This window comes from Bdellovibrio sp. (assembly GCF_036384735.1).
Lineage (GTDB): Bacteria > Bdellovibrionota > Bdellovibrionia > Bdellovibrionales > Bdellovibrionaceae > Bdellovibrio.
The window spans coordinates 24,289-49,103 of sequence record NZ_DASVLT010000067.1 but is presented as its reverse complement, the minus strand read 5'-3'; the positions used below and the strand labels follow the sequence as shown (position 1 = coordinate 49,103).

Here is a 24,815-nt window from a genome sequence, read left to right as displayed (position 1 = left end):
CTATGGCGAGGGCATTAATGCTGAAGAATAAAAGAAGAGCCCATGCAAAGTTTCGTTTTAGCATGGGCTTCATCTATCAAGTTTTAAGAGTTCTGACCAGCATGACCTTGGGCAGAAATCAGAGAACGTTGCTTTAAAGGTGGGGACTGGAAGACTTGCGAAATGTGTCCGAAAATCTTGGTGGCATAAGATTCGCGATCAAATCCCAAGTTGTTCCAGCAAGACCTTGCTCTTTGATTTCGGGTTTGAGCTTTTCAAATGCAGCGCCCATCATTTGAGCCTCCTGTGTTGTGAAGGCGTTACGGGCCGTTTCAAATAAACGAGTTTCCTCTTCTGTGATGTGATGATCGAGGGCTTCCTTTAGTTTTTCGGCTGTACTCCTCCAAGACAGATGCGTTTTATCTTCAACTTGTAGCATGCGAAGTAAGTTTTCAGCTTCGAGGTGTTCCTTATAGCTGTGCATGACCATGCCGCGTCCGCTGTCGAGAGTTCTGAGTGAGTTGTAAAAAACAGATTCCTCCGCGCGGGAATGGGGAATAAGTGCATTTCTGATTTCATTTACAAAATGATTGCGACCGCCAACATCGTCATCCTCAAGACTTAAAAGTTGATTTAAAAGATCCTTAACTTTTTCATGATCCGCTTTTAGAAGCTCGTAAATTTCCATTGAAGACCTCCGTCCTTCTTGAACGTTAAGGGCAGGTTTCTGAGTTTTCAAATTCGCGGTGGAAAAGACATGGGTCAATTGTGATCCGTTGAAGAGAATTTCTGTTTTATTCGACATAGCTAAGCAGATCCCGACGAAGGGCGCGCTAAGTAAATCACGCGCAGCATCCGTTCTTTTGCATGTGTGAGTGAAGTGCTTGCCGAATGGAAGTCGCGGTGAGAGCCTTTTATCATAAGTAAGAGGTCAAAGATGAAATATGCACTTCCCGAGTTTCCCGCAGTTCCACAAATCAACGGACGCATTCTTATTGGTGGAGAAATCCGCGACAAGGGGTTTGAGTCGAAGCCTGTCTTTTCAACATGTCATCGCGGCACGGAACCGGTGCAAATCGGAACGACTCCTCATGTGCATGTGGCAACTTTGCACGAAGCCGTAGATGCGGCAGCCAATGCGTGGGCAAAGGGCCTTGGCGAGTGGCCTAGTCAACGAATGGAAGATCGAATCAAAGCTGTCGTGGCCTTTCGTGATGCGATGATAGAACAGCGAGAATTGATTTGCAGACTTTTGATGTGGGAGATCGGAAAAAATTGGACTGATGCTCAAGGAGAATTTGACCGTACCATTCAATATATTAATGACACCGTCGAAGAAGTGAAAAAGATGGACCGTGAGGCAAGTCGTTTTCAGTTCTCTGGTGGAATCATGGCGCAGATTCGCAGAAGCCCTTTGGGTGTGACATTGTGTATGGGGCCATTCAATTATCCGTTGAATGAAACATTCACGACTTTAATTCCTGCGTTGATTATGGGAAATACGGTTGTGGTGAAAGTCGCACGTTATGGACAGCTTTTGTGGGAGCCTTTATTAGAGGGTTTCAAAAACTGCTTTCCCGCAGGTGTGGTGAATGTCATTAATGGTTTAGGTCGTGAGATTGTCAATCCCATCGTGCAAACAGGAAAGATTGATGTACTTGCGTTCATCGGTACGAGCCGAGTTGCTAATCAAATCAAAGTGGCCCATCCTCAGCCCTCACGTTTGCGCAGCATCTTAAGCTTAGAGGCTAAAAACCCGGCGATTATTTTAGAGGATGCGGATCTAGATAATGCCGTTAACGAGTGCGTGCGTGGATCATTGTCATTTAATGGGCAACGCTGCACGGCTTTGAAAATGATCTTTGTGCATAAAAATGTTGCTGATGAATTTACCAAACGCTTTGTAAAGAAAGTCGATAGCCTTGTAGCTGGTTTGCCCTGGGAAAAAGGTGTTTCAATCACGCCACTTCCAGACACAGAAAAACCAAAATATTTGCAAGGTTTGATTGATGATGCCGTTGCGAAAGGGGCTGTCCTATGCAATCCGGAAAAAGGTGGCAAGGTAGATGGAACATTATTCTTCCCGGCGGTACTTGCTAAGGTGTCTTTGGATTCTCGTGTAGCCCACGAAGAACAGTTTGGGCCGGTCATTCCAATTCGTGAATTTGATGACATTCAAGAAGTCGAGAATTTCGTGATGGATTCACCTTACGGCAATCAGGCCAGTGTTTTCGGGGAAGACGCTGAAAAAATGGGAATTATGATCGACCACCTAAGCAATCAAGTATGTCGCATCAATATCAATACTCAGTGCCAGCGTGGACCCGATGTGTTTCCGTTTACGGGAAGAAAGAATTCGGCGGAAGGGACGTTGAGTGTTTATGATGCTCTTCGATCCTTTAGTATTCGCTGCATGGTCGCGGCGAAACAAGATCCTGCAGGCAAGAAAGTCATTCAAGGAATTCTTCACGATGACAGCTCAAGATTCCTTTCGACAAACCTAGTTCTTTAGAAGAAAGAAAAGGCTGCGAAATAAAAGCAGCCTTTTTCAGGTCCTGAAATTTACGAAGGAATGTCTTCATAAAAACTCCCGGGGAAAAAAGAGAAGCTCAAAAATTTGAAAGAGGTCTTGAGCTTCTTTTAATGATAGATCTAATGATGTAAATCTGATTTCTTTAAATTTGCTTCATGGGGAGTCTCTTCCCCTCCAAGTTGAAGAAAATGAGTTTTCAGTTTTAGGAATTTATTTGCTAAGATCTGACGATCTTGAGGGTTGGAGTTTTTCTTAAAGTCAGGAAGAAGGGAGTTTTCTTCCTCTTCAATATGATGTTCAACAAGTTCAGCCAACACCTTCACGCGAGCCGACCAAAGATCTTCATCGTCGGTGCGCATGATTTCCTCAACCATTTGATCGGCGAGGCCGTGTTCAACATCGCCTTCAAATCCGTCAGATCGTGTGTTTTCAACACTTTTCATAAAAGTGTATAAGGTTTCTTCCTCGGGTTTTGCATGACAGATCAAGAGAGGAGCGAATTCGGCGAAGGCATCTTCGCGATCGCTTAAGTCCTTATCTGTGTTTTTCATGATCTTGATGAGTTGTTTCAAAGGTTTGTGATCTTCTAGAATCATTTCTATGATGTCTTCGTTTTGCGAGAGCTTGTCTGAAAGACGACGGGATGTGGCTGAATTTACTTTTAAATGAGACGTTGAGTGTTGCGAATCCTTCATAGAAAAGCCTCCTTGTAGGTCATCTATCTTCTAATTTAATGGAAAATGTCAGGTCTTTCTAAGGCAGAGAGTCGATTCTGCATGAATGCAGCAAAATGCGGGTCGGGACGTTGTTTATTGCCAGAATTTTACGGGAGAACTGCACAACCTCGATCTTCGAGCAGAAAATCGAAGTATGGATATGAGTGATTTACCTAAGTACATTCGAGAACAAAGACAGAAGGCTGCTCTGACTCAGCAGGAGGCGGTGGAGCTTCTGGGGTATAGGAAGTCTCAGTTCCTCTCGAGTCTTGAGCGGGGACTTACCAAGCCTCCGGTCGATGTTTTGAAGAAAATGTGTGAAGTTTATCGCGTTCCTCGCGAGGAGATGAGGCAGAGATATATTCAAGCGCAGGTCGAGGAAGCAAGAAAAAAAGCGGAAGCGAAATGGCCTTCGAACGAAGAAAAGCCAGAGACTCCTTCAAATTAATGTCCTTCCGGAACTCCGCTTGATACTTCAAGATTCGCCACATGGGCAGCCCGATAGGCTATTTTCCCTTTATTGTCGCGAATGGTCGTTGAATCAATTGAAACCGGAAATGTTGAACCATCCTTTCGAACGTGTTCGGATTGAAAGCGATAGCGTCCAGTGCGCTCAATCTCTTTCAGGCGACTTTCCAATTCTTTGTAGGCGGCCTTGCTATAGACAATCGAAACTGGTTGACCGATCAGTTCTTCGGGTGAGTAGCCATGCATTGTTGCGAATTCCAGGTTCATCATCTCTAAAGTGTCTTTCTGAGCGTCACTGATAGAAACGCCCCACGGAGCATACTCATATTGAGTGATCCAAAGCTCGCTTTTATCTCGAGGGGTCAGGTGATCTGCCACGTCTTCGATGATCTTCATATAGCAGACTTCTGGATTCTCGGCATCCGTGATTTTAGAGATAGTTTCACGAACGAAGATCGAGCTGCCATCCTTGCGAATGCGCCATCCATAACGTTCACCAGCAGGTGAGAATTTTTCGAGACTGTCCGGATAGAAAACTGAATCTGGTTGTCCTAGAATCTCGTTTTCGGAGTATCCAAAAAGCTCGGAGGCCTTCGAGTTCCATACATAGATCTTGCCGTCCTTGTCGGTCATGTAAACAGCAAGCTCATGAGTTTTGAGGATCTCGGGAATCAAGTTTGAGTTTGTATTCGTTGTTTCCATAAATAAATTTTACTCTCGCGTAAATGACGTCACAACTTACTTAGTTACTACACAAGACAATAATCAACGATTTGAGAGAATGCATATTTTATCTCTCAAAAGTGGTTGAGATTTATGAAATGTTCTTTGTGGGATCCATGGGAATTTGCGAAGTGACAGAAATCTCTATATAAAAAGAATTCGTTAAGAGAGAGTAATTATATAGTGCGACTTCCAGAGTTTATCAAACAAAAAAGATTGAACGCAGTTCTGACACAGCAAGAAGCTGTAGAACTTTTAGGATATAAAAAGGCGCAATTTTTATCAAACCTTGAAAGAGGTTTGCGAAAACCACCTTTAGAAATCCTTAGGCGTATGTGTCATGTTTATCGTATTTCTCGAGAGGAAATGCGTGAACATTATATTCAAGAAGCAAGAATCGATGCTGAAGAAAAAGCCATTAGCAAATGGGACAGTCATTTTGCTTTAGGGCAGTCCGCACAACAAGGTGCCCCATCTGTGCTTGAGGAAAATGAAGAATAGGAAATATAAGATCTTTGTGATTGAGTGTTTCTTTTTGAATTCTTATCGTCATTTCTTAATCATTGGAAGTTAAGGATGATGCCTGTGTCTTTATCAAAATATTTACGCGAAAAAAGAGTGAGTGTGGCAATGACGCAGCAACAAGCCGGAAAGATGCTTGGATATGAAAAATCGCAGTTCCTATCTAACTTAGAACGCGGGACAAGCAAGCCGCCCCTCGAGGTCCTGAAAAGAATGTGCGAAGTCTATAAGATCTCACGAGAAGAAATGCGAGCACGTTATGTTGAAGACGTCGTGCGAGAAGCTGAGTCTAAGGCTTTGCAGCGTTGGTCCACATAATAGAACCATCATCGAGGTGTGAAATGAGTCAAGAAACTATAAAATCCGATCTGATCGTTTTCTCTCATATAAAATGGGTCGATCCTTTGCAACGTCTACATCATTTGGTGCATCGATATGCGGAAGACCGGCGCATTTTCTTTGTGGAAAGACCTCAGGTCGTTGACAACCTGAATGCGCATTTGGAAATTGAGGATCGTGGTAGTATCGCGATTGTGACTCCGTATATACCAAGTCTATTGAAGACTTCGGAAAAGCACGACGAGATCCGTAGTCTTTTGGATGAATTGATTGAAGACGAAAAGATTCATCAATTTCATCTTTGGTATTCCGATGCCGTGGCTTACAAGTACAGTCATCATTTGGTGCCGACGCTGCTGATTTACGATGGATTTTCGGCAACAAAGACAGAAGATCATGAACTCGAAAAATCCTTGATCGATCGTGCTGACTTGATTTTATGTGATCAAAGTGATCGAGCTATTAAATCTTGGGAGCAGGATTTTGAAACAGTTCGAAATTTAGAAAGATGGGCTTTGCGAAATAAGATTCAACAGTTCGTGCACATGAGCACTCTTTAACATAAGATCGAGCCGGTTCAGTATGAACAACAAACTCGAGTTAAAGAGGAAGCCTTGTGCTTCCTCTTTAAACTTGAAATACATTCTTAAAATCTTGCGAAAAGTGAGAAGGTAGTAAATTGATCACGCGATAAAGCATTTGTTTTTCAATGCCTTCTTTGCGGATGGATTCTTTCATCAATTCGTAAGCCGCTGACAGCTGAGCGGCCTCCTGAGCAGAAAGATGGGCCTTTCCCACGAGAAACATAAATGCTTCTTCTTGAGTCAGGTGAGATTCAACCAAGGTTTTAAATTCTTCGAGCTGTTCGTGTAGACGGGATGCCTCCGAAACTCCGTGAAGAGCAAGTAGGCTCTTAGTAATGCGATGATGATCACTATGTGATGAAGATGTGACATCTGTGATATTGTTGGCTGCCTTAAGAGGGACATAGAACGTCAGCTCTTCCACTTTGAAATGAACAAGAAGAAGACTTTGCAGCTGTTCAAGAAAGATATCCCTAGTCAGGGAATCTTGAGCAGGAATGTCCATCAGATGCTTAACCCAAGATTTAATGGTCGAGTGATCGCGCAAAATTGATTCGTAAATTTCCATTTTCATTCCTCGTTTGTGCAGCTATTTAAGAAACGATAAGGGAATAAAAATGTGCTGTCTTCAGTAAGATGAGGGATTTCTGTAATTTCAAAATTCTCAACGTTCATTGGTTGTAGAAAAATAAATTAGAACTCTTAAGTTTTCCGAATGAAATTCGCGGCGTCTCATTTATTCAGACATTCAGACGCCGCAAAGGCGATTATCGAGGACCTATAAAAGTTTTTGGCTCGAGATATGCCTCTAATCCAAAAGAACCGAACTCACGACCCAAGCCCGATTGCTTGAAGCCACCGAATGGAGCAAGAGGCTCGTCGTACATACCGTTCACGAAAACACGACCTGCGACGATCTGTGATGCCACAAGAGCACCACGTTCGGCACTGCCAGAGCTGACATATCCGTGTAAACCATAAACGGTGTCATTAGCAAGGCGGATGGCTTCCTCTTCCGACTTATAGGTCATCACTGAAAGAACGGGGCCGAAGATTTCCTCGCGAGCGATGCGCATATCGGGGCGGGCAACGAAAGCAGTGGGTTTCACGAAGTTTCCGTTTTCAAGTCCTTCAGGTTGGTGCAATCCTCCGATAAGAAGCTCTGCACCCTCGTCGATACCCGATTGAATATAACTTTGCACGCGTTCGTATTGTTTTACACTGACCATGGGACCGATTTGAGTTTCGGGACTGCGAGGGGTTCCAGTGCGAACACTTTCGATGGCTTTGACAATCAGTTTTTTGGCTTCTTCAAGACGACTTTCTGGAATGAGTAAGCGGCTTCCTGCGATACAAGCCTGTCCACTATTCATGAAGGCAATATTGATAGCCAAAGGAATGGCTTTTTCAAAATCGGCATCGTCCAAGATAATATTCGGAGATTTTCCTCCAAGTTCTAGTGTCACGCGTTTCAATGTGTCCACGGCGCCACGAGCAATAGTTTTTCCAACCACGGTAGAGCCCGTGAAAGAAATCTTTGCGATATCAGGATTGCGAGTGATCTCGGCCCCGACAATGTCGCCTCGGCCTGTGACAATATTGAACAATCCTGGCGGAAGATCTGCTGCATGCAGAGCTTCGGTCATCACTTGGGTTTGTAGGGCACTCATTTCTGAAGGTTTTAAAACCGCTGTACTTCCAGAAGCCAAGCTCATTGAAAGCTTACTTGCGATAAAACTATTATTGGCATTCCATGGGGTGATTAACCCCACCACTCCTAGCGGTTTCATATGGATTTGAGCCTGGCCTATGGAGCGCACGAATTCAAATTTTTCCATGGTGGCTTTGGCTTGTAGGAAAGAGCTGATGGTGCGCTGGACGGCGGCTTGGCTGAATTGCACAGGCCCGCCGTACTCTTCAACCATGACGTCAAGAAGATCCTTCTCTCGAGCTTTTACGGAATCGTGCAGGCGAGTGAGATATTCGCCGCGTTCCTTTAAAGAAGTGTTTGAATACCAAGTGAATGCTTTTTTTGCGGCGGAAATGGCAAGCTTCGCATCCTCCTCATCGGCCAGAGTGACACGACCGATGACTTTTTGATTTGTGGGATTGATAAGGTTCAGTGTCTCTGTACCATGGGGATGAACAAATTTTCCATCGATGTAGATCTGTTGAATGTGCTTCATAAAAAATCCTTTCGTTAGGGACTCTTTAAGATTACGCACATTCTGAAAAATCAGTTATACGGATCGTGCTTGATTATTGCCTAATTCTGCAAAGCTATTTGGTTTGGGTGATCAAATCGAGCAGGCCAGGGAAGCGCTTTTGAATTTCCTTAAGACGCAAAGACGTCATTTTCTTTGTTCCTTCTTGGCGCATAAAGATCAAACCCGCTTCACGCAAAATCTGTAAGTGATGGGAGAAGGTCGCTTTTGTAATTGAATATTCAAAAGTGCCGCAGGCTTTTTCTTCACCTTTGGCGGCAAGCAATTGCTTCACAACAGACAAACGCACGGGATCACCCAGCGCTTTCATAGCTTGCTCTAACGAGATCTGACTTAAATTGGGATGATCAAGCTCTTCCATAGTTAGATATATGTCTAACAAATATCTTGCAATAAATCAAGAGCGGCGTTAAGTTTCTTGTTAGATAGATGTCTAACAAAGACAGACGCTTCATAACGAAGCGCCAGCAATCAGGAATCGAAAATGTCCTCTCAGCACATTTCAAAAGGCTTTATATTTCTTATGGCAGCCGTCGTAGGCGTTATGGCGGCAAACCTTTATTATGCACAACCGATTATTTCGTTCATCGCAAGCTCTTTGGGGATTCGGGCCGATGCGGCGGGGTTGATCCTTACGATGACCCAGGTTGGTTATGGTCTTGGAGTTTTGTTTGTCGTGCCCTTAGGGGATTTGGTGGAAAACCGTCGCATTATCTTCATTATGATGGGAGTCACTATCCTGGCCGAATTGTGTTTGGGATTTGCAAGTCACGTGGTCCCTTATTTTGTGGCGTCACTTCTTGTGGGGATCGGCGCCTCCACTTTACAGATTGTTGTTCCTTATGTTTCGCATCTTTCAGAACCCTCGCAGCGCGGAAGCGTTCTGGGGACTTTAATGAGCGGTATGATGATGGGTATTATGTTATCTCGTCCGCTTTCTAGTCTGCTCACGGATCTGATTTCATTTCATGCTGTGTTTTTCGTGTCAGCCACTTTGATGCTTTTATTGTTGTGGAAAATCTTTTCCGTGTTGCCGGAACGTCGTCCTGAAAATCATGGCCTTCATTACGGTCAGTTGATTTTGTCAATGAAGTCTCTGGTTGTGAACACGCCGACCTTGCGTCGTCGCGGTTTCTATCAGGCGTGTCTTTTCGGAGCATTTTGTTTGTTTTGGACAACTGTTCCAATGATGTTGATGGAATCACAATTCCATTTCTCACAAAAAGCCGTGGCTATTTTTGCCTTGGCAGGTGTCGCCGGAGCAGTGGTTGCTCCTTTGGCGGGAAAGATGGCGGATCGAGGATGGAGCAAGCGTTTGACTGTTTTATCCTCGGTGGTAGCAGTCCTTTCATTCTTCATATCCTTCCTTATTCAGCCCGGAAGTTTGTTTTCGTTAGTGATGCTTCTGATCGCTGCGAATCTTTTGGATGCGGGCGTGGCCTCGCACTTAGTTCTTGGTCAGCGTGCGATCTTTTCAATCGATCCAAAAAATCAGGGGCGCTTAAACGGTCTTTACATTGCGATGATTTATGTTGGCGGGGCTTCGGGGTCGGCATTGGGTGCGTGGGCCTATGCTCATGGTGGTTGGCAATCAGCAGCGATTGCGGGGCTCTGTTTCCCGGTTTTTGGTTTGCTTGTTATGGCGACAGAGCCAGTACTTAAATATAAAGAGATTTAGGCTAGTGACTCAAGCAGTCTATAAAAGTCTCCTTGAGTCTTTTACAAGATCTTGTTAGGATTTTTTCCATAAGACGGAGGAGATCCCATGGCACAACAAAATTCACTCGCAAGTTTCTTGAAAGATGCGCGCAATAAAGCGGCTCTCTCTCAAAAAGATGTTGCAGATCATATGGGCTATGACACTCCACAATTTATTTCCAACTGGGAACGCGGAATTTCGGCCCCGCCGGTCAATGCGATTAAAAAACTTGCTCAACTTTACAAAATATCTGCGGATTCATTGTTTGAGACCTTGTTGGAAGAAGAGATTCGTATCACGTCTGAAAACCTTCGCCGCAAATTCAAATCGGCGCGCGCTTAGGAAACTTATTTAAAACTAAGAATTAAAACGAATGGCTATCTTTATGATGGCCATTTTCTTTATGTATGGCGAATTTGTCCTTCATTGTTACGAAGAGCGGCACTATGTGATGACTGGGTCAAGATAGAATCAGAAATAAAGGTATGAGCATCTTTTCCCTCGAGGCTCATATCAAGATTGTCGGTCGGTCCTGGTAGAAGATAATTTGCTAAAGACATAATATCTGAAAATAATCCGGGAAAATGAGAATCCAAAAGCTGTGCGAGTTTTGCATTGAGTGAGATCACAAGTTCCGCTTGTCCAAAATGAGCGGCTTTGATGATCTTGCGTGCAGATCTTTCGGCACTTTGTGAAATCAGTGGTAGCGATGCGGTTAACGAAAAAATCGTGTACTCCTTACGGGCTTGTCCTTTGAATTTAGCGTGATCGACAGAGCCCGTGCGCATCAAGCTTGGGCAAATTGTGCAAACGTAAATACCGTCTTTCATCAATTCATTACGCAGGCTTCGCGAATATCCGGTTAAAGCAAATTTTCCTGTGCAGTAAGCAGCTAAATGGGGGATAGGCACAAGGCCACCGATCGAGCTGATGTTCACAATCCGTGAACCCCGTGTCATGTGAGGGACTACGGCTTGAATTAAATAGTAGGGCCCCCAGAAGTGTGTTGCCAAGGACTCGGCGAAATCTTCTTCCGTGGCATTTTGAATGGGCATGGAGGAAATAATACCAGCATTATTCACTAGAACATCGATGCCTCCAAAGTCTTGAAGAACTTTTGAGACGGTCTCTTGTACGTGAAAGCTCTGTGTACAATCGCATTCATACGTGTGCACCAATGTTTTTGGATGTTTTGATTGAATGATGTTTTGAGCGCGGCGCAGTTCATCTTTGTCCCGAGCCAAAATCGCTATCGAGGCTCCGGCGCTGGCAAACTCTTGGGCTAGTAGCAGTCCTAAACCTCGAGATCCTCCAGAAATCAGAACGACTTTTCCTTGGAAGCTGATATAGCGAAGATTATCGCGAATTTTTGAATAAAGAAAGGCGCTGCCAATGCTGATTCCTAGACCTGTCAGCAATTTTTTTGAAAACGCGTTCATGATGAAGCCTCCTTGGAATAGATTCAGATTATAGGAAATGAAATTCGCTGGAAATTTCTAATTCCAAAGAGTGATGATCGGCATCGAATTTTTGAACTTCCGTCAAAAGACAAAAGTAAATTTTTTTATTCTTCGTTGCTGCGCCAAGCTTCTTCAGATTCATTGATGTAATCATAGAGAGTGTTCTCTAATCCTGCGAGAACTTCCGCTGCTGTTTCGAAAAGAGCTCGAGCTTTTGAGTCCCGCACCAGATGGATATCGGTCCGAAAACGTTCTTTGAGATCTTGGACATTATTGAGAAGATTATGCGCGTGAGTCTTAGGATCTGTGGGTTCAATGCGAATTTTTTCAGGCTCCATAGGGGATCTCCTCTTTTAGGCAAGGCCCGTGCAGACGCCGGGCCTGTTACAAATTACTTCGTCATTGTAGATTGAATCTCTTGTGCCTTTGAAAGATGTTTCTGTACGTGCTCACGTGTATTTTGCAAGTACGTCTTGAATTCTGGATTGGTTGCAGCTGGAATAAACTTGTTATCAAGATCATTCAGAAGTTGTTGATGCATGGCCACTTGATTGTCGATGTACGCCTTGTCGAAATCAGAACCTTTTTTCTTTTTCAGCTCTGCCAATTGATCTTTAGTGCTGCTTTTAAGATCTTTGGACGTGTCGGTTGTTTCGGATTTGATTTTCTCTTTTTTCTCGATTTTCTTTCCATCTTTCATATTTTCTTCATGTGCATCCACCATCATTTTTGCGAAATCTTTTACCTGAGAATTCGAAGCTTTTGATTTCGCCATTTTGCCGGCGTCAATTTCTGCTTTATTGGCGGTTTTCATGATCTCTGCAATATCTGAATCTGAAAGGGCAAAGGCCATTGGGCCTGCTAGTACACTGAATATGGATGATGCGATGAGAATATTTTTTAGTTTCATTGTGCCTCCTAAAAGGGTTACCGACTCACGATCAAGGCATTTAAAAAGACAGACAACTTATTCTTTCGCAATCGAGTTTTAATCTGTAAAAATGCAACGCAATCTTCTCCTGAAGTCGAGTGGCTCCAATTGAGCGGGGTGCTATAATCGAAAGACACGGAGGTCGCGATGAAAAAGAAATCTCATGTCAAAGATACTCAGGCAAAAAAACGTCAGCCCAGTTATCAATCGACTCGGCAGCAAGGAATGCGGCAAGGTGATGGCCATGACGGCCCTGCTTATTCGAGAGAAGATCTTGGTTTCACCAATCGCGATACTCGTGGTTACGATAAAGAACACAAAGGAAATTATTAGGGGAGGATTTCATGAAACTAGCAATTTCTTTGCTCGGACTTAGTGGTCTTGCCTTCGTCTACTGGGCGATTCAACATCAAAAAAGACCTGAAGATTCAAATGAATATTCTCAGGTTGATCTCACTTCGGACGAATCATTCCCAGCCAGTGATCCGCCCGCTTGGACACATTGAACTAAGTTGAGTTGCTAAAAGACAAAAATAATTTCATGAGGATCTCAAATTTTGAGATCCGTCAGGTTTATTTATTTAAAATCCCCGAGCTCAAGAAGATGCCGAGAGAAAGCGATTGGAATTAATCAGTGATCTAAAATTAGCGGAAAGTTGAGGACGTGACAGTAGCGAAGGGAGTGTTTATGAAGCGATTGTGGACGTATGTAAAGCGGGTGCATATTTCAATATGGACTCTGATATTGGCATTGGTTGTGGCGCGACTTTTACTTCCCATTGGTGCTAAATACGCGATCAATTGGTATTTAGAGAACAAGTTGACCAGCTATAAGGGACATATCGACGACTTTGATTTAGCCTTATATCGTGGAGCTTATCAAATCGAGGGACTTAAAATTTGGAAGCGCACGAAAGGCTCCAAGGAACCCTTTGTCGACGTCAGGAAAATCGATCTTTCTTTGGCGTGGCGGGCTTTATTCAAAGGAAAATTTTTGGGTGACCTCAAAATTGACCAAGCCAAGCTTGATTTTGTAGACAGCGAAAAGAAAGAGAAAAAACAAGTCGGTGCAGAGGAAGATTGGAAAACCGTAGTAGGAAAGCTTGTTCCCATTGAGCTTGAGTCTTTGCAGCTGACAAATAGTGAAGTCCATCTGATTAACCGCGATTTCAAGGTTCCGGTCGATGTGGTGATGGATCGAATCGACGTTCGTGCAAAAAATATCAAGAACACGGATGATAATAAAGACCTTTTGCCGAGCACCGTGGATGCTTCTGCACGCCTGCAAAAAAGTGGTCAGATTGAAGCTGACGCAAAAATTAATTTGCTTTCGCGCATTCCCGCATTTCAAGCGAAAGCTAAACTTGATGAGCTGGATATCACATCGCTGAATGATTTCTTTTTAGGATATGGGCCGTTCACCTTCCATAAGGGACGACTTAGTATTTATGCGGAGGTCAGTACGAAAGAGAATCGCGTAAAAGGGTATGTGAAACCATTTTTTGAACATCTTGAAGTTATGGGTGATAAAGAACACTTTGATTCAACCAAGCAATTCTTTAACGAGGCGGGCCTTGCCTTGGCGAATCTCATTCTTCGCAGCAGTAAAAAGAAGACGGTGGCCACCAAAATTGAATTCGAAGGAGCATCCAATGCGCCAGATATTGATAAATGGGATGCTTTCTGGGGAGCCATGAAAAATGGTTTTGTCGAAGCGATGAAGAAGCAATTGGATAATGACATTTCGATCAAGGACGTTCCGAAAAAGAATTGAGAAAAGGGAGCTGATGCTCCCTTTTTTATTATTTTGTTTCAGTGGTTGTTTCTGTTTCGTGAGTCATTTTTTTAGCGCAATCTTTTTCTTTTTTCATTTTGTCGGTGGTTTTCATCTCTGTTTTAGCGTGCTCGCCCTTCATTTTCTTTTTTGTTTTCTTGGTCGTTGTCTCGCTTCCCGTGATGGGATTTTTAGAGTGATCAACAGTTGTTGTTTCACTATGTTCAGCGTCAGCTGCCAAAGCAAGGGAGCCTACGAACAGAAGTGCTGTTAAGATTGAGGCCTGTTTTTTCATTTAAGTACTCCTTTTTTGTTGTTGTGAATACTTGGCTAGACTAAAAACGTTTAGACCCAGAATAAAGAAAATACGAGCGAGTTTGTTGTTACTCAATAATTTGTAAAATTAAGATTACAGCGATTTAAATCTGCTCGTACAACATTGTTTGAATTGTCAGATAATTTCACGGACGCACTGATTCAGTAGAACTCTGATCAAATAATTGGAACACAAATGTCCATTTCAGAGGATGATGATTCCGGTTTGAAACGGTCATCGTAGACTTCCAGATGTGGACCTTTTCGTAACTGACCCTGGAATGTGGGGCTCCATTCGCTGTAGATATGGCGATATGTTTGAGGTAGATTTTCTAATGACCCCTTATGGGTAAAAACAGCGTAATGACCTGCTGGCAAAATCTGGGTCTGCATTCCAGACGGAATCACATCGGCAAAAGTAGCTTCGACACAAGCTAAATAAGAGATCTCGTCAGAGGGTTTTTTATTTATCGGCTCTTCAATAAGGCCGTAGCAGGTATTGCCGACAATTTCTGGGATTTCTTTCATGCGACGATTGAACGTTTCCCACAGTCGGGGAATCACTTGAAGGCTATTTGCTTGTGGTGAAAGAGGAGAGATAAATTTTGCCTCCAATCCTATCACTATTTTTTCAGAGAAATAACTGAACCTGGGTTCCATGAAGACTCCTCGTACGCTTACGAATTTTATCGCTTCAGTTTATTGATGACAAAAGAACGGAAGTTTCTTCCCAAGTTGTAATACATGTGCAAGGGGCCAAAGGGTCTCAAGTTATGTTTTTCTGCGCTCTTGGTTAGTGATATCTAGCACTTTGTTCGCGTTCGAATTTAAAACGAATAACTGATTTTCCTTTATAATTTCGTTTGCATTTGAGACGCCAAGTTTAATCCCGTTACACTTTATCGATTAAAGTCTGTTTTTACCCTACAAAATCCTCAGTTTTTTGCCGATCTATTAGACAGTAACTTTCGTTCCAACCCGGCTCGTTACTTGAAGGAGCGGCATGAAGGCATCAGCCATTATTTTTTGGGCGTTAATTATCGTCCTGTTTGTCGGAATTCAATTGTGGCGTATCGTGATCAGCAGCTAGAGCATTTCTGGCTTGAACAGTCGTCGATAACTGCGATTCTTTCCGGATATCATAAAGACACCTTCGCCACGATAGTGAAAAGTTCGTGGATATTTTGGTGATATCGCGACGTGGGCTTTCACGACTTCGAAAATAAAGAAATTGTACTTTTTCATTAATGATTTCTCTACCAGTCGACACTCAAAATTTGCAAAGCGTGGATCAATGCTACGGCCATTTTGACGCTATTTCCAGAGGTGATTTCAACAAAATTAAGTCTCTGTTTATCAACAAAAATCTGTCACCTAATTTGCTTCATAGATTTGAAAGAGGGAACCTGTTAGAGGAGGAAAGCTTGAAAAAGATTTTACCTTCTATAGATTTCAAGGCCGTTTTTGACGCGGCTCCGGCGTCATACCTTCTTTTGGACCGTGATCTTAATATTATTGATGTCAATCGATCTTACTTAAATGCGACGAGCACAAATCGCGAAGATCTTATTGATCATTATATTTTTGATGCATTTCCTGACAACCCTGAAGATAAATCGGCGAACGGTGTCAGTAATCTGCGTGCTTCATTAGAGATTGTTTTAGATACCAAGGCTGCCGATACAATGCCGGTGCAGAAGTACGACATTCGAAAGCCAGGTGATGGCTTTGAGATTCGCTATTGGAGTCCTATCAATACGCCGGTTTTAGATGCTCAGGGCGAGGTTCAGTACATTATTCACCGTGTAGAGGATGTCACCGAGTATGTCACAATGGAGCTTGCAAGAAACAATCAATCCGTCGCCTCGCAAACAATGAAAGATAGAATGGTAAAGATGGAGGCGGAGATTTTAGCTAGGTCTCGCGAGATTGAGGTTGCACAAAATCGCCTTGATGCGGCTCGGGCTCGGGTGGCTCAGCTAGCTGAAAAAGCGAAAGAGCTCGACAAGGTCAACCGCTTGAAAGACGAATTTCTTATGACGCTTTCTCATGAGTTGCGCACTCCTATCAGCGTGATCCGCGGCTATGCCGAAATTTTAAGAGACGAGTTGGATGGAGGGACATCCGCATGGCAGGCTGCCAATCTGATTTTTAGAAATTCCGAGGTGCAGTTGAGGCTGGTCAACGATCTTTTGGATTCTTCGCGGATTATGGCTGGCAAACTGATTTTAGATAAAGAGCCTCTTGATGTCGACTCGATCATCAGGGAAGTTGCGGAATCTTTTCAAATGTCTCTTGAAAAGAAAGGACTTCATTTGAATTTAGATCTTCATGCGAAAGGGAAAATTATCGGCGATCACGTTCGTCTTTACCAGGTGGTAGGGAATCTTATTTCTAATTCTCTGAAGTTTACTCCACCCGGTGGAATTATTGATATTAAAACCCAACAAACGAATGGGTGGATTGAAATTTCAGTCATAGATAACGGCGAGGGGATTAATCCAGAGTATTTGCCGAATGTCTTTCAAAGATTTTCACAACAGGATAGTTCTACGACAAGACGACATGGTGGCTTAGGGTTGGGACTCTCCATTGCGAAGTTTATCGTGAAGCTTCATCGTGGTCATATCGAAGCCTTTAGTTCGGGCCTTGGAAAAGGAGCTCAGTTCGTGGTGCGCTTGCCGACTTTAGGGGAAAAAGAAGCCTTAGCAGAGATTTAATAAATTTCCTTTTTTCTTCGCTGTGCCAGATAACGATCAACTTCTTTGGTAAAGTTATTCAACTCTTCTGAAGTCGCTACACTCAAAAGAGTTTTGCGATAAACCGGGTTTTGCATATTGTCGCGCAGGATGGAGTCGATTTTAGTGATAACTTCCAGTCCAGCCGGAGTTTTCGAGCAGGCCACGTAGCTTGGAATGCCATCGTTCATTCCATGAATAGGAACAGTTACGATGTTTGCTGCAAGCGGCACCGTTTTTTTAACCGACTCAAGTAAAGAGGAAAACTCGAGGGTGAAGTCCACACGATGACTTTGAATCATCATCATGATGTTCGCCCCCAGGGGAGCCATAGGACGAGAGCGGACCTTGCTGAACTTTCCAAAAATGATGTCGTCGATCTTAGTGCCGAATGAACGAAGCTCGGGGAAAAGACCCTTGACGTCCGCGTCTTTCACCAGATCTTGCAACGAGATAGTTCCATCTTTCAGCAGGTATTTGTCAGCGACATCTTTGCGTGTGACGATCACGGGTTCTGGCAAAACTCCGATTGGCGTGAGATAAGCAAATGCCAATCGACGCGTCAGATTGGTGCTGGCAGGATAACAGACAAGCTTTTTTCCCTGCAGTTCCTTTTCGATTCTTTGAACAGTGCCGTACATAAAACTGTGTTCGTATTCGGGCAATCCTTTCTTAATGAAATTGAAAATGGGATTGCTTTCGGTCATGAAACGCGCGCGATCTTCCTCGGCAACATCTTCAGTCGCAGAAAAGACCCAGTACAAAGTGGGATGAATCGGCGGAGACTCTACCTTTGCAAATGACGGGTGAGAAAATAGAAGGACAAGAAATACAAGGACGTTCAAAGCTTCAACCTCGTGCTATTAAGCATCGCTGAAACTTTGAACGGCTGTCAATAATTAGCGCAGAGAGCGCGCAGTCAGATCGAATAACATTTTCTTCGTCAAAGGATACTCGCGAGTTCCCTTCACATATGTATCTACTCCGTGAAGAACTTCACGGTGGTTGGCCCATGCATAGTTATCAAGGCCGATAATGCGAGGTTCTTTTTCAGCGTAATCAAAGAACATCTTCATGCGATTTGCCATCACAGAGTCCTTTTGGTCTTCCGCAAAATTTTGTACGAATTCATCCGTACCGTCTGGAACTAGAACGATGGCCTTGTCTGTGACCTTTTTCATTCGCTCAACCGTGGCGATAATTTGATTGTTGAAGTCTGCGACATCAGAGCGGGGATCGTGTCTTAAGTACCAGTCAAAGCCAACCCAGTCGACGCCAGCGGGAATGCCACGTTGTCCTGATAAGCCACATTTTGCATCAAGGTCTGGGGAGTTATCGAAACAGTTTTGATCCCACACGATGTACGTTGGAATGCCTGGAAAACGCTTATTCAAGGCTTTGATCACAAGTTCCAAAGAGGTTCTCGTGATACCGTAGTCAGAGGGCTCGTCAGCGATATAGAAGGCCAGAATCGTCTTTTCATAACCGTCAACGTAACGAGTGCCAAGATTGTTGATAGTCTCTTGATAGTTCGGCAGAAGAGAGCCATCTTTGAAATTAAAAAGTTCGTCTGGCAAATCGAAAAGCACCTGTTTTGGCTTCAAAGTATCACGAACACTGCCGAAAAATTCAGGTCCTAGGTGAACTGCTGTAATATCATTTAAAAACTCTGCAAGATAGTTTTGATCTGGATGTGTCGTACCCGGTTGAAGATATGTCGAAACAAATTGAATATGGTTGCTTTTAGCAAGTGCTGCAGAAGATGCTAAAACCATCGCAAGACCCATTAAAAGGGGGCGGATTGAGAAGTTCATAGACGCTCCAGATTTAAGTTTTTAAAATTGAATAAAAGCACTATAGGTAATCGCGGCAAAATTTCATCTAAAATCTTGAAAGAACCTGATAAAGCGCTCAAAAGGAGCCTTCTTGGGGCAGCATGCTATAAAAGCTCCATTGCAAGTGACCAAAAGTGCTTGCTAGAACCATGAGAGGCCAAAAAAGCAAAAGGAAATTTATGCTCCCGGATGAAGTAAAACCACCTGTCGAAATCCCTGCGGATCAGCTGAGTCATGATGCAATTGCGGGCATCGTGGAATCGTTCATTTTGCGGGAAGGCACGGATTACGGCGCGAACGAAGTTTCCTTAGAGAAAAAGAAAGAGCAAATTCATCGCCAGATCTCAAAGAAAGAAATCAAGATCGTCTTTGATCCCAACACAGAGTCCGTCACTTTGATGACAGAGTCTCAATGGAAGCGCGCACAAGCTCCACTTTAAAGTCCAAAGCGGGGCAAAAAACGCAAATACTTATCCAGAATAATATCTGCTTCCATACGTATAAGATTTGAATCTAACACGTGGGGGAGCTGTATGATTTTGCCATTTGAGAAATGCTCGCCGCGGGAAAAAAGAATGGCCGCTTCTTCATCACTTGTTTCAGAGAAATAGGGAACAAAGAACGAGGCGATACGGGCTTTTTCAGGAATAAATCCTTCGACGTTATTCAGCTGATCGATAAAAACCTTAGGACATCTTTTGAATGTCATGGAGTTGAACTGTTGGTGATTGATCCACGGAATCCACTCGCGAATTCCCATGGAGTTAATACTCTGAAAATCTATAAGGTCTACGATGATGTCGCGATAAAGTGAACTTACGAAATCGGGAAAGGCGGAGTATTCATCCACAATACCTGCAATGCGAAGTTGTATATGTGTTGGGTGTTCCGTGATTTCAAAGGTCGCGCGATTTTTCATAGGGGGCTTTTCGGTGTTGCGTTTATCTTTGTCGAGTCCTGCTAAGGGTTTCTTCGGCAAAAACTGAGTCAGTAAGATAGTGGTTTTTGGAGCACAGAGCAGGTCGAGCTGGCTATTCAATTTATTAGTGATGTGCTAGCTTCACTCTATGACTTTAAAAGTGACGACAGATTTGATTGATAAAACCGTCGTGCTAACTCTGCAGGGGAGTTTGAACGAATATGCGACCGAGCTTCATGAGGTGGATGTTCATCCGGATTATGATTTAAGCCTGGATCTGCGTTATCTGTCGGCGATTAATTCTGTTGGGATCCGAAGTTTTCAAAAATGGATTTCAAAAGTTCAATGCCCGCGGATCATTTTGCTACGTTGTCCGCGAAGTTTTGTACATCAATTGAATATGGTCCACGGTTTTGTTCCAGCTCGCACGGAAATCAAAAGCTTTTATGTCGCATATTATTCCGAGGCCACAGGTTCAGAATTGGAAAAGCTTTTCGTTCGTGGTGTCGATTACGATGTTGAGAATGGAAAAATTCAGATTAAAGATTCCGAAGTCCGAGATGCCTACGGTAATTTGATGGAACTTGAAGATATCAAAGGCCATTATTTCAAGTTCCTCGAGCTATATAAATAATAAATTTAAATATTAAGGTTGAACTTGATATTTCTCGAGAATCTTCTTGTACTCATCCGTATGACGAAGTTCCTCGAGGGATTTTGAAAGCATCATTTTTAAATCCGGTGGTAGATCTTTACGAACCGCGATGTATTGACCTTCGACTCTTAAAATCCATGGAAGGATGCGAACTTGGTTCTCTAATCCTTCAGTTGCTATGGCTGTTCTTAAGCTGGGTTCGCTGGCGACAATGAAGCGACCTCGTTTATTGATGAGTTTCTTTAAATTGATCGAGAGGCTATTCGCGCCATCGTCTAAATGAAGACCAGGGACTTTTTTTAAATAATTTACGTACGCCGTACCATTAACCAGTAAGATAGAGTTGTCTTTTAATGCGCGTACTTGATCCCATGTTCGAATGGAGACAGGGTCATCTTTGCGAGCAAGGAAAACTAAATTTTCAGTAAAAATCGCGGGTTTTAAGAAATCGATGAAGGAAGTTCTGGTTTCGTCTTCAATCATACAAAAAAAGATATCTATCTTTTTGAGATTTAAATCAGTTTGAATTTTAGGAATGGTCTTTTCTGTCGCGAGTCCCGTCAGATTAATTTTGGTCCTTTTGGCCATCAGTTGTGCAACTTCAGCGCACAGGCCTTTGTGGGCGGGGTCTTTGTGATCGTACTTAAAGTCGATTCCTTCTTGTGAGTTCGAGCGCAAGGTCATTGTCGCCGAGGCTTCGATCCCTAAAAGCGAAAACGCCGTGATGAGGGAGAGAAGCCATGTTGTCATCCTTTGATCCCCACTTGCACAAGCTTTGGATTTAAGGAGTTCAGATCCCGGGGTTTGATCTCAACTAGAAAGCCTCGCTTGCCGCCGTTGATGTAAATCTTTGGCAACTCGAAAATGGTTTTTTCCGCATAGACGGGCATTTCCTTTTTAGTGCCGAATGGTGATGTTCCTCCAACTTGGTATCCCGAATGACGATCTGCCACCTCAGGTTTGCATGGAGAAATGTTTTTGACTCCAAGATCTCGAGCTAGCTGTTTTGTGGAAACTTGCATGTCTCCGTGCATAAGGATGACCAAAGGCTCTTTGTTTTCATTTTCCATGATTAAGGTTTTAATCACAGAGTGTTCTTCGACGCCTAGCTCACGTGAAGACACTGCCGTCCCGCCTTTTTCCTCATACTTAAAGAGATGCGGCACGAATTCGATTTTGTGATCTAAAAGATGTCGAATGGCCAGAGTCATGGGGTATTTGTCTTTATCCTGGCTCATGAACTTGTTCTTTCCTTGGTTCGATATAAGTTTTTTCTAAGTCCTCTTTAAGAACTTGCGCTAGCTGTTGCTGACCCAGGCGCGATACGTCGATAAAAACCTTCTGATCGTGGCGGACTTTGTATTGCTCTTTCAACATCAGCTCGTCATGAAGTCTAAAGCGTTCAATCATAAATTTAGCGCGAGCTTCGGGAATTCCAAGATCTATCAATAGATTTTGCGTCAAATTCAGACTTGAATCCAAAGTCTCACGGCGAATGTGTTGAACACCTAGTTCCATCAATTCAAAAACATGCTGACGGTTGCGGGCCCGGGCATAGATCAAAAGATGGGGATAGTGTTCCTTCGCAATTTGTGAAATTTGAGTGGCTGTGGCCATATCATCGACAGCGACAATCAGATATTTTGCACGAGCGGCCCCGGCGGCCTCTAGGATTTCCCGACGAGAGGCGTCTCCGTAATAAACCTTGTTGCTAAAGCGACGAAGGAGTTCGATTTGTTCTGAATCATGGTCGATGGCGGTAAAGCCGATGTCTTGAGTTCTTAGAATGCGACCAAAGATCTGACCGAAGCGACCAAAGCCCGCGATGATGACGGGGTTGTTATTATCATCAATTCGGTCATATTCTTTTTCCGGCTGAGTTTGTTTTCGCTCAATGATGTCGTTAAGTAAAATAATAAACGGACTTGCGATCATGGATAGCGTCACAATCAATGTTAAAGTCTGAGTCCATTCCAGTGACAGCACATTTGCTGTTTGCCCAACGCCAAAAATAACAAAGGCGAACTCGCCCCCTTGAACCAGATAAGCCACAAGATTTCTTGAAGCCAGGGTAGGAAGCTTCATAATTCTTCCTACTGCAAAAATCGCAAGACCTTTAACGATGATATATAAAACCGTAAGTCCTAGAATAGTCAGAGGTCGTTGCAAGATCAAAGCAGCATTCACTGACATGCCGACAGAGATAAAGAAAAGCCCCATCAAAATCCCTTTGAAGGGCTCAAGGTCCGCTTCTAATTCGTGGCGATACTCTGATTCAGAAAGAAAGACTCCCGCAATGAAGGCCCCCAAGGCCATGGAAAGGCCCGAGCGCTCCATTAAGAAGGCCACACCAATCACGATAAGTAACGTCACGCCGGTGAAAAGTTCGCGACTGCGCAAGATCGCCACTTGCCGAAGTAAAGGGCCCAGCAAGGTGCGGCTGAAGATCACGATTCCTAAGAAAGTGAATAGGAAGGCTCCCCAATTTACATGACTTTGTTTCGCAGCGGCTTCCAGTCCTAAACTTGGAATGATCGCCAGGGCAGGGATAGCCGCCACGTCTTGCATTAAAAGAATGGCAAAAGCAGAACGACCGAATTCGGTGTTGAGAACTTTCCGCTCTGTCAAATATTGCAAAGAAAATGCAGTCGATGAAAGTGAGAGCGAAAAACCAACAACCCAACTTGCAGGCCAGCTCAGTTCAAAGAAATGAGCAATTCCGGCGAAGATTGCTGAAGTCAAAACAATCTGCAAACCGCCAAAGCCAAGCAGAGTTTTTTTTAGAGACCAGAGTTTCTTGGGTTGAAGTTCTAATCCGATGATGAACAAAAGAAAGATCACACCGAACTCAGAAAGACTTTGAGCATAGCTTGGATCGGGAATAAGTCCCAACATTTGTGGGCCGATTAAAAGACCCGCAGCAAGATAGCCTAAGATGCTTCCCAATCCCAACTTTTGGAAAAGGGATACAAGGACCACAGAGGACGTTAAAAACACGATGACAGGAACGAGCTGAAGATGAGTCATACATAGACCCTAACAAAGAGGGTCTATGGAGGGCAAAATCTTATTTAAGATTCATCACATGGGAGCAGTTTACAATCCCGCGCGGCGTTTGGTGCTGCTTCAAATTCAGCCAAGATTTGCGTTAAAACAGGGTCTTTGCGGACTTGATGACTATTTCATAAAATCTGTTCCAAACATCAGCCTTAACTGTCTTGGAAATAAATGTGAGAAATGAGGATATATGGGGACTGATGTCTCGTTTTTCAAGAATGAAAGCGTTTTCAAGTAAAATGTGAGGTAGATATCTATCGTCAAGTGATGTCATGACAAAATTACGTGGTTGAACAAAATATGATCATGGCGACTCTTTGGACGTGAATTGAAAAGATTGTCTTCACACTGCAAAAGAGGTTTCGCTTCAAGGTCGGATCAATTACCTTGGGCTCGTTATTTTAATCAACTGAAGGAGTTCAAATGAAAGGTTTCAAATATCTCTTATTGTCTTCGCTTGTTGTATTGTCCGCATGTTCTGATAAAAGCTCTTCAAACAGTGCAGTAGGTGCTGTGAATGCAGACTCAACAAGTATCGTCGGCGGCACAGAGGTGAAAGCTGGCGATAAAGAAATGCGTTCTACAGTCGGCATCTATGACATGCAAGAGAAAGCTCTTTGCACGGGAACACTGATTGCACAAAATTTGGTTCTTACAGCAGGTCACTGTGTGGGAGCGGATCCTGCGAAAATGGTGATCTTATTTAAAGAAAAATTTGATGGTGCTCAAAAAGCGGACATTCGTGCTGTTACAGGCGCTGTTCGCCATCCAGAGTATGATCCTAAAAAAGGAACAGATACCGCTGACATCGCGGTGATCAAATTTGATCCAGGCGCAGCTGGCATTCCTGCCGGTTATGGAACTGCGAAAGTGCTGACTGACTTTGCGGCTTTACAAAAAGGGACTGAGGTTGTCGTCGCTGGTTACGGTTTGAGTTGGTCATGGGTTATTAAAAAAGGTGCTGGCACTTTAAGAACAACACAGCTTCAAGTTGAAAATCCGCATTTCTCAGATACAGAGATTTCCTTGAAGCAATCTGTGAAGCACGGCGTATGCAGTGGTGATTCGGGTGGTCCAGGTTATATCAACGTTAATGGTGATCTGTATTTGTGGGGCGTTGTGAGTCGCGGTGATTCTTTGCCGATTCCACTGACTCCTAACTGCTTTATCTTCTCGGTCTTCACACGTGTTGACGTTTACACTCCATTTATCAAAGAAGCTTCTGCAACTTTGAATGGTTTGAATCGCTAGGCTTTCGTGTATTCTTGAATGCTCCGTCAGTCTTTATGACGGAGCTTTTTTTTGTCTAATTTCACTTCTGATTTCTTACAGATAAATTCCTG

Annotated in this window: 31 protein-coding genes and 1 pseudogene; 14 read left to right on the top strand and 18 right to left on the bottom strand. The window is 43.5% G+C overall.

The annotated features are described in order from the left end of the window. Positions 1-133: 133 nt before the first annotated feature. The gene (locus VF412_RS18975; RefSeq protein ID WP_331340849.1) at positions 134-667 is read right to left on the bottom strand and encodes a hemerythrin domain-containing protein; all 534 of its coding nucleotides are present in this window, start codon (positions 665-667) and stop codon (positions 134-136) included. 249 nt (positions 668-916) lie between these two features. On the opposite strand from VF412_RS18975, the gene VF412_RS18970 reads away from it, so the two are divergent. Beyond that, on the top strand, positions 917-2,491 hold the full coding sequence (locus VF412_RS18970; RefSeq protein WP_331340848.1) for an aldehyde dehydrogenase family protein: 1,575 nt from the start codon (positions 917-919) through the stop codon (positions 2,489-2,491). Positions 2,492-2,631: 140 nt separating this feature from the next. Here VF412_RS18970 and VF412_RS18965 read toward each other — a convergent pair whose 3' ends face one another. Further along, positions 2,632-3,207 carry a hemerythrin domain-containing protein gene (locus VF412_RS18965; protein ID WP_331340847.1) on the bottom strand — a complete coding sequence of 192 codons (576 nt, stop codon included), beginning with the start codon at positions 3,205-3,207 and terminating at the stop codon, positions 2,632-2,634. A gap of 175 nt (positions 3,208-3,382) precedes the next feature. Between VF412_RS18965 and VF412_RS18960 the strand changes: the two genes are divergently transcribed. Next, positions 3,383-3,676, top strand: a complete 294-nt coding sequence (locus VF412_RS18960) for a helix-turn-helix transcriptional regulator (RefSeq protein ID WP_331340846.1) — start codon at positions 3,383-3,385, stop codon at positions 3,674-3,676. Here the strand turns inward: VF412_RS18960 and VF412_RS18955 are convergent. Next, positions 3,673-4,398, bottom strand: a complete 726-nt coding sequence (locus VF412_RS18955; RefSeq protein ID WP_331340845.1) for a PAS domain-containing protein — start codon at positions 4,396-4,398, stop codon at positions 3,673-3,675. The genes VF412_RS18960 and VF412_RS18955 overlap by 4 nt on opposite strands. Positions 4,399-4,602: 204 nt before the next feature. On the opposite strand from VF412_RS18955, the gene VF412_RS18950 reads away from it, so the two are divergent. The 3 genes from VF412_RS18950 (at position 4,603) to VF412_RS18940 (ending at position 5,840) form a co-directional block, all read left to right on the top strand. Then, positions 4,603-4,920: a helix-turn-helix transcriptional regulator gene (locus VF412_RS18950; RefSeq protein WP_331340844.1), complete on the top strand. Its 318-nt coding sequence runs from the start codon at positions 4,603-4,605 to the stop codon at positions 4,918-4,920. A gap of 75 nt (positions 4,921-4,995) precedes the next feature. Further along, positions 4,996-5,259, top strand: coding sequence for a helix-turn-helix transcriptional regulator (locus tag VF412_RS18945; protein WP_331340843.1), 264 nt, complete (start codon positions 4,996-4,998; stop codon positions 5,257-5,259). A gap of 23 nt (positions 5,260-5,282) precedes the next feature. Beyond that, the gene (locus VF412_RS18940) at positions 5,283-5,840 is read left to right on the top strand and encodes a hypothetical protein (protein WP_331340842.1); all 558 of its coding nucleotides are present in this window, start codon (positions 5,283-5,285) and stop codon (positions 5,838-5,840) included. A gap of 67 nt (positions 5,841-5,907) precedes the next feature. On the opposite strand, the gene VF412_RS18935 is transcribed toward VF412_RS18940, so the two are convergent. The 3 genes from VF412_RS18935 to VF412_RS18925 form a co-directional block, all read right to left on the bottom strand. Further along, on the bottom strand, positions 5,908-6,432 hold the full coding sequence (locus VF412_RS18935; RefSeq protein WP_331340841.1) for a hemerythrin domain-containing protein: 525 nt from the start codon (positions 6,430-6,432) through the stop codon (positions 5,908-5,910). A 199-nt stretch (positions 6,433-6,631) separates the two neighbouring features. Next, on the bottom strand, positions 6,632-8,050 hold the full coding sequence (locus VF412_RS18930) for an aldehyde dehydrogenase family protein (protein ID WP_331340840.1): 1,419 nt from the start codon (positions 8,048-8,050) through the stop codon (positions 6,632-6,634). Between the two features lie 94 nt (positions 8,051-8,144). Continuing rightward, a complete protein-coding gene (locus VF412_RS18925; RefSeq protein ID WP_331340839.1) occupies positions 8,145-8,450 on the bottom strand; it encodes an ArsR/SmtB family transcription factor in 306 nt (101 codons plus the stop codon). A 123-nt stretch (positions 8,451-8,573) separates the two neighbouring features. On the opposite strand from VF412_RS18925, the gene VF412_RS18920 reads away from it, so the two are divergent. Then, complete coding sequence (locus VF412_RS18920) at positions 8,574-9,767, top strand: MFS transporter (protein ID WP_331340838.1); 1,194 nt, start codon at positions 8,574-8,576, stop codon at positions 9,765-9,767. Positions 9,768-9,854: 87 nt separating this feature from the next. Next, a complete protein-coding gene (locus VF412_RS18915) occupies positions 9,855-10,130 on the top strand; it encodes a helix-turn-helix transcriptional regulator (RefSeq protein ID WP_331340837.1) in 276 nt (91 codons plus the stop codon). Between the two features lie 59 nt (positions 10,131-10,189). Here VF412_RS18915 and VF412_RS18910 read toward each other — a convergent pair whose 3' ends face one another. From VF412_RS18910 to VF412_RS18900, 3 genes are all read right to left on the bottom strand, one after another. After that, a complete protein-coding gene (locus VF412_RS18910; protein WP_331340836.1) occupies positions 10,190-11,227 on the bottom strand; it encodes an SDR family oxidoreductase in 1,038 nt (345 codons plus the stop codon). Between the two features lie 125 nt (positions 11,228-11,352). After that, on the bottom strand, positions 11,353-11,586 hold the full coding sequence (locus VF412_RS18905) for a hypothetical protein (protein ID WP_331340835.1): 234 nt from the start codon (positions 11,584-11,586) through the stop codon (positions 11,353-11,355). A 53-nt stretch (positions 11,587-11,639) separates the two neighbouring features. After that, a complete protein-coding gene (locus VF412_RS18900) occupies positions 11,640-12,158 on the bottom strand; it encodes a DUF4142 domain-containing protein (protein ID WP_331340834.1) in 519 nt (172 codons plus the stop codon). 168 nt (positions 12,159-12,326) lie between these two features. Between VF412_RS18900 and VF412_RS18895 the strand changes: the two genes are divergently transcribed. From VF412_RS18895 to VF412_RS18885, 3 genes are all read left to right on the top strand, one after another. Beyond that, positions 12,327-12,512, top strand: a complete 186-nt coding sequence (locus tag VF412_RS18895; protein WP_331340833.1) for a hypothetical protein — start codon at positions 12,327-12,329, stop codon at positions 12,510-12,512. Positions 12,513-12,523: 11 nt separating this feature from the next. Next, complete coding sequence (locus tag VF412_RS18890) at positions 12,524-12,685, top strand: hypothetical protein (protein ID WP_331340832.1); 162 nt, start codon at positions 12,524-12,526, stop codon at positions 12,683-12,685. Between the two features lie 182 nt (positions 12,686-12,867). Further along, the gene (locus tag VF412_RS18885; RefSeq protein WP_331340831.1) at positions 12,868-13,953 is read left to right on the top strand and encodes a DUF748 domain-containing protein; all 1,086 of its coding nucleotides are present in this window, start codon (positions 12,868-12,870) and stop codon (positions 13,951-13,953) included. Positions 13,954-13,981: 28 nt separating this feature from the next. On the opposite strand, the gene VF412_RS18880 is transcribed toward VF412_RS18885, so the two are convergent. The 3 genes and pseudogenes from VF412_RS18880 to VF412_RS18870 form a co-directional block, all read right to left on the bottom strand. Next, a complete protein-coding gene (locus tag VF412_RS18880) occupies positions 13,982-14,248 on the bottom strand; it encodes a hypothetical protein (protein ID WP_331340830.1) in 267 nt (88 codons plus the stop codon). Positions 14,249-14,445: 197 nt separating this feature from the next. Beyond that, the gene (locus VF412_RS18875) at positions 14,446-14,928 is read right to left on the bottom strand and encodes a GyrI-like domain-containing protein (RefSeq protein WP_331340829.1); all 483 of its coding nucleotides are present in this window, start codon (positions 14,926-14,928) and stop codon (positions 14,446-14,448) included. A gap of 426 nt (positions 14,929-15,354) precedes the next feature. Further along, positions 15,355-15,549, bottom strand: a pseudogene (locus VF412_RS18870) (flavin reductase family protein); the annotation flags it as partial. Between the two features lie 143 nt (positions 15,550-15,692). On the opposite strand from VF412_RS18870, the gene VF412_RS18865 reads away from it, so the two are divergent. Next, the gene (locus VF412_RS18865; protein ID WP_331340827.1) at positions 15,693-16,988 is read left to right on the top strand and encodes a PAS domain-containing sensor histidine kinase; all 1,296 of its coding nucleotides are present in this window, start codon (positions 15,693-15,695) and stop codon (positions 16,986-16,988) included. Here VF412_RS18865 and VF412_RS18860 read toward each other — a convergent pair. Then, positions 16,985-17,851, bottom strand: a complete 867-nt coding sequence (locus tag VF412_RS18860; RefSeq protein WP_331340826.1) for a hypothetical protein — start codon at positions 17,849-17,851, stop codon at positions 16,985-16,987. The two genes, VF412_RS18865 and VF412_RS18860, sit on opposite strands and share 4 nt — an antisense overlap. Before the next feature lie 54 nt (positions 17,852-17,905). After that, positions 17,906-18,820: a hypothetical protein gene (locus tag VF412_RS18855; RefSeq protein ID WP_331340825.1), complete on the bottom strand. Its 915-nt coding sequence runs from the start codon at positions 18,818-18,820 to the stop codon at positions 17,906-17,908. A gap of 200 nt (positions 18,821-19,020) precedes the next feature. Between VF412_RS18855 and VF412_RS18850 the strand changes: the two genes are divergently transcribed. Beyond that, entirely contained in the window at positions 19,021-19,281 is a 261-nt protein-coding gene (locus VF412_RS18850) for a YheU family protein (RefSeq protein WP_331340824.1), read from the top strand. On the opposite strand, the gene VF412_RS18845 is transcribed toward VF412_RS18850, so the two are convergent. Then, positions 19,278-19,760 (bottom strand): hypothetical protein, encoded by a 483-nt coding sequence (locus tag VF412_RS18845; protein WP_331340823.1) that lies wholly within the window; start codon positions 19,758-19,760, stop codon positions 19,278-19,280. The two genes, VF412_RS18850 and VF412_RS18845, sit on opposite strands and share 4 nt — an antisense overlap. Before the next feature lie 148 nt (positions 19,761-19,908). On the opposite strand from VF412_RS18845, the gene VF412_RS18840 reads away from it, so the two are divergent. Continuing rightward, entirely contained in the window at positions 19,909-20,394 is a 486-nt protein-coding gene (locus VF412_RS18840) for a hypothetical protein (protein ID WP_331340822.1), read from the top strand. Between the two features lie 12 nt (positions 20,395-20,406). Here the strand turns inward: VF412_RS18840 and VF412_RS18835 are convergent, their stop codons facing one another. From VF412_RS18835 to VF412_RS18825, 3 genes are read right to left on the bottom strand one after another with little or no spacing between them, the layout of a single operon-like run. Beyond that, complete coding sequence (locus VF412_RS18835) at positions 20,407-21,165, bottom strand: substrate-binding periplasmic protein (protein WP_331340821.1); 759 nt, start codon at positions 21,163-21,165, stop codon at positions 20,407-20,409. Further along, the gene (gene ybaK / locus VF412_RS18830; RefSeq protein WP_331340820.1) at positions 21,162-21,626 is read right to left on the bottom strand and encodes a Cys-tRNA(Pro) deacylase; all 465 of its coding nucleotides are present in this window, start codon (positions 21,624-21,626) and stop codon (positions 21,162-21,164) included. The genes VF412_RS18835 and ybaK overlap by 4 nt, the downstream gene beginning before the upstream one ends. 13 nt (positions 21,627-21,639) lie before the next feature. Beyond that, entirely contained in the window at positions 21,640-23,442 is a 1,803-nt protein-coding gene (locus VF412_RS18825) for a monovalent cation:proton antiporter-2 (CPA2) family protein (RefSeq protein WP_331340819.1), read from the bottom strand. A 453-nt stretch (positions 23,443-23,895) separates the two neighbouring features. Between VF412_RS18825 and VF412_RS18820 the strand changes: the two genes are divergently transcribed. Further along, complete coding sequence (locus tag VF412_RS18820) at positions 23,896-24,723, top strand: S1 family peptidase (RefSeq protein ID WP_331340818.1); 828 nt, start codon at positions 23,896-23,898, stop codon at positions 24,721-24,723. Positions 24,724-24,815: the final 92 nt, after the last annotated feature.

What these genes read in the sequence shown, in the direction of transcription:
- VF412_RS18900 (WP_331340834.1), bottom strand. Translation starts at nt 12,158, where the DNA reads ATGAAACTAAAAAATATTCTCATCGCATCATCCATATTCAGTGTACTA.
- VF412_RS18930 (WP_331340840.1), bottom strand. Translation starts at nt 8,050, where the DNA reads ATGAAGCACATTCAACAGATCTACATCGATGGAAAATTTGTTCATCCC.
- VF412_RS18920 (WP_331340838.1), top strand. Translation starts at nt 8,574, where the DNA reads ATGTCCTCTCAGCACATTTCAAAAGGCTTTATATTTCTTATGGCAGCC.
- ybaK (WP_331340820.1), bottom strand. Translation starts at nt 21,626, where the DNA reads ATGACTCTGGCCATTCGACATCTTTTAGATCACAAAATCGAATTCGTG.
- VF412_RS18910 (WP_331340836.1), bottom strand. Translation starts at nt 11,227, where the DNA reads ATGAACGCGTTTTCAAAAAAATTGCTGACAGGTCTAGGAATCAGCATT.
- VF412_RS18935 (WP_331340841.1), bottom strand. Translation starts at nt 6,432, where the DNA reads ATGGAAATTTACGAATCAATTTTGCGCGATCACTCGACCATTAAATCT.
- VF412_RS18890 (WP_331340832.1), top strand. Translation starts at nt 12,524, where the DNA reads ATGAAACTAGCAATTTCTTTGCTCGGACTTAGTGGTCTTGCCTTCGTC.
- VF412_RS18945 (WP_331340843.1), top strand. Translation starts at nt 4,996, where the DNA reads ATGATGCCTGTGTCTTTATCAAAATATTTACGCGAAAAAAGAGTGAGT.
- VF412_RS18905 (WP_331340835.1), bottom strand. Translation starts at nt 11,586, where the DNA reads ATGGAGCCTGAAAAAATTCGCATTGAACCCACAGATCCTAAGACTCAC.
- VF412_RS18895 (WP_331340833.1), top strand. Translation starts at nt 12,327, where the DNA reads ATGAAAAAGAAATCTCATGTCAAAGATACTCAGGCAAAAAAACGTCAG.
- VF412_RS18915 (WP_331340837.1), top strand. Translation starts at nt 9,855, where the DNA reads ATGGCACAACAAAATTCACTCGCAAGTTTCTTGAAAGATGCGCGCAAT.
- VF412_RS18880 (WP_331340830.1), bottom strand. Translation starts at nt 14,248, where the DNA reads ATGAAAAAACAGGCCTCAATCTTAACAGCACTTCTGTTCGTAGGCTCC.
- VF412_RS18970 (WP_331340848.1), top strand. Translation starts at nt 917, where the DNA reads ATGAAATATGCACTTCCCGAGTTTCCCGCAGTTCCACAAATCAACGGA.
- VF412_RS18840 (WP_331340822.1), top strand. Translation starts at nt 19,909, where the DNA reads ATGACTTTAAAAGTGACGACAGATTTGATTGATAAAACCGTCGTGCTA.
- VF412_RS18835 (WP_331340821.1), bottom strand. Translation starts at nt 21,165, where the DNA reads ATGACAACATGGCTTCTCTCCCTCATCACGGCGTTTTCGCTTTTAGGG.
- VF412_RS18820 (WP_331340818.1), top strand. Translation starts at nt 23,896, where the DNA reads ATGAAAGGTTTCAAATATCTCTTATTGTCTTCGCTTGTTGTATTGTCC.
- VF412_RS18965 (WP_331340847.1), bottom strand. Translation starts at nt 3,207, where the DNA reads ATGAAGGATTCGCAACACTCAACGTCTCATTTAAAAGTAAATTCAGCC.
- VF412_RS18940 (WP_331340842.1), top strand. Translation starts at nt 5,283, where the DNA reads ATGAGTCAAGAAACTATAAAATCCGATCTGATCGTTTTCTCTCATATA.
- VF412_RS18875 (WP_331340829.1), bottom strand. Translation starts at nt 14,928, where the DNA reads ATGGAACCCAGGTTCAGTTATTTCTCTGAAAAAATAGTGATAGGATTG.
- VF412_RS18925 (WP_331340839.1), bottom strand. Translation starts at nt 8,450, where the DNA reads ATGGAAGAGCTTGATCATCCCAATTTAAGTCAGATCTCGTTAGAGCAA.
- VF412_RS18885 (WP_331340831.1), top strand. Translation starts at nt 12,868, where the DNA reads ATGAAGCGATTGTGGACGTATGTAAAGCGGGTGCATATTTCAATATGG.
- VF412_RS18955 (WP_331340845.1), bottom strand. Translation starts at nt 4,398, where the DNA reads ATGGAAACAACGAATACAAACTCAAACTTGATTCCCGAGATCCTCAAA.
- VF412_RS18855 (WP_331340825.1), bottom strand. Translation starts at nt 18,820, where the DNA reads ATGAACTTCTCAATCCGCCCCCTTTTAATGGGTCTTGCGATGGTTTTA.
- VF412_RS18845 (WP_331340823.1), bottom strand. Translation starts at nt 19,760, where the DNA reads ATGAAAAATCGCGCGACCTTTGAAATCACGGAACACCCAACACATATA.
- VF412_RS18825 (WP_331340819.1), bottom strand. Translation starts at nt 23,442, where the DNA reads ATGACTCATCTTCAGCTCGTTCCTGTCATCGTGTTTTTAACGTCCTCT.
- VF412_RS18850 (WP_331340824.1), top strand. Translation starts at nt 19,021, where the DNA reads ATGCTCCCGGATGAAGTAAAACCACCTGTCGAAATCCCTGCGGATCAG.
- VF412_RS18975 (WP_331340849.1), bottom strand. Translation starts at nt 667, where the DNA reads ATGGAAATTTACGAGCTTCTAAAAGCGGATCATGAAAAAGTTAAGGAT.
- VF412_RS18960 (WP_331340846.1), top strand. Translation starts at nt 3,383, where the DNA reads ATGGATATGAGTGATTTACCTAAGTACATTCGAGAACAAAGACAGAAG.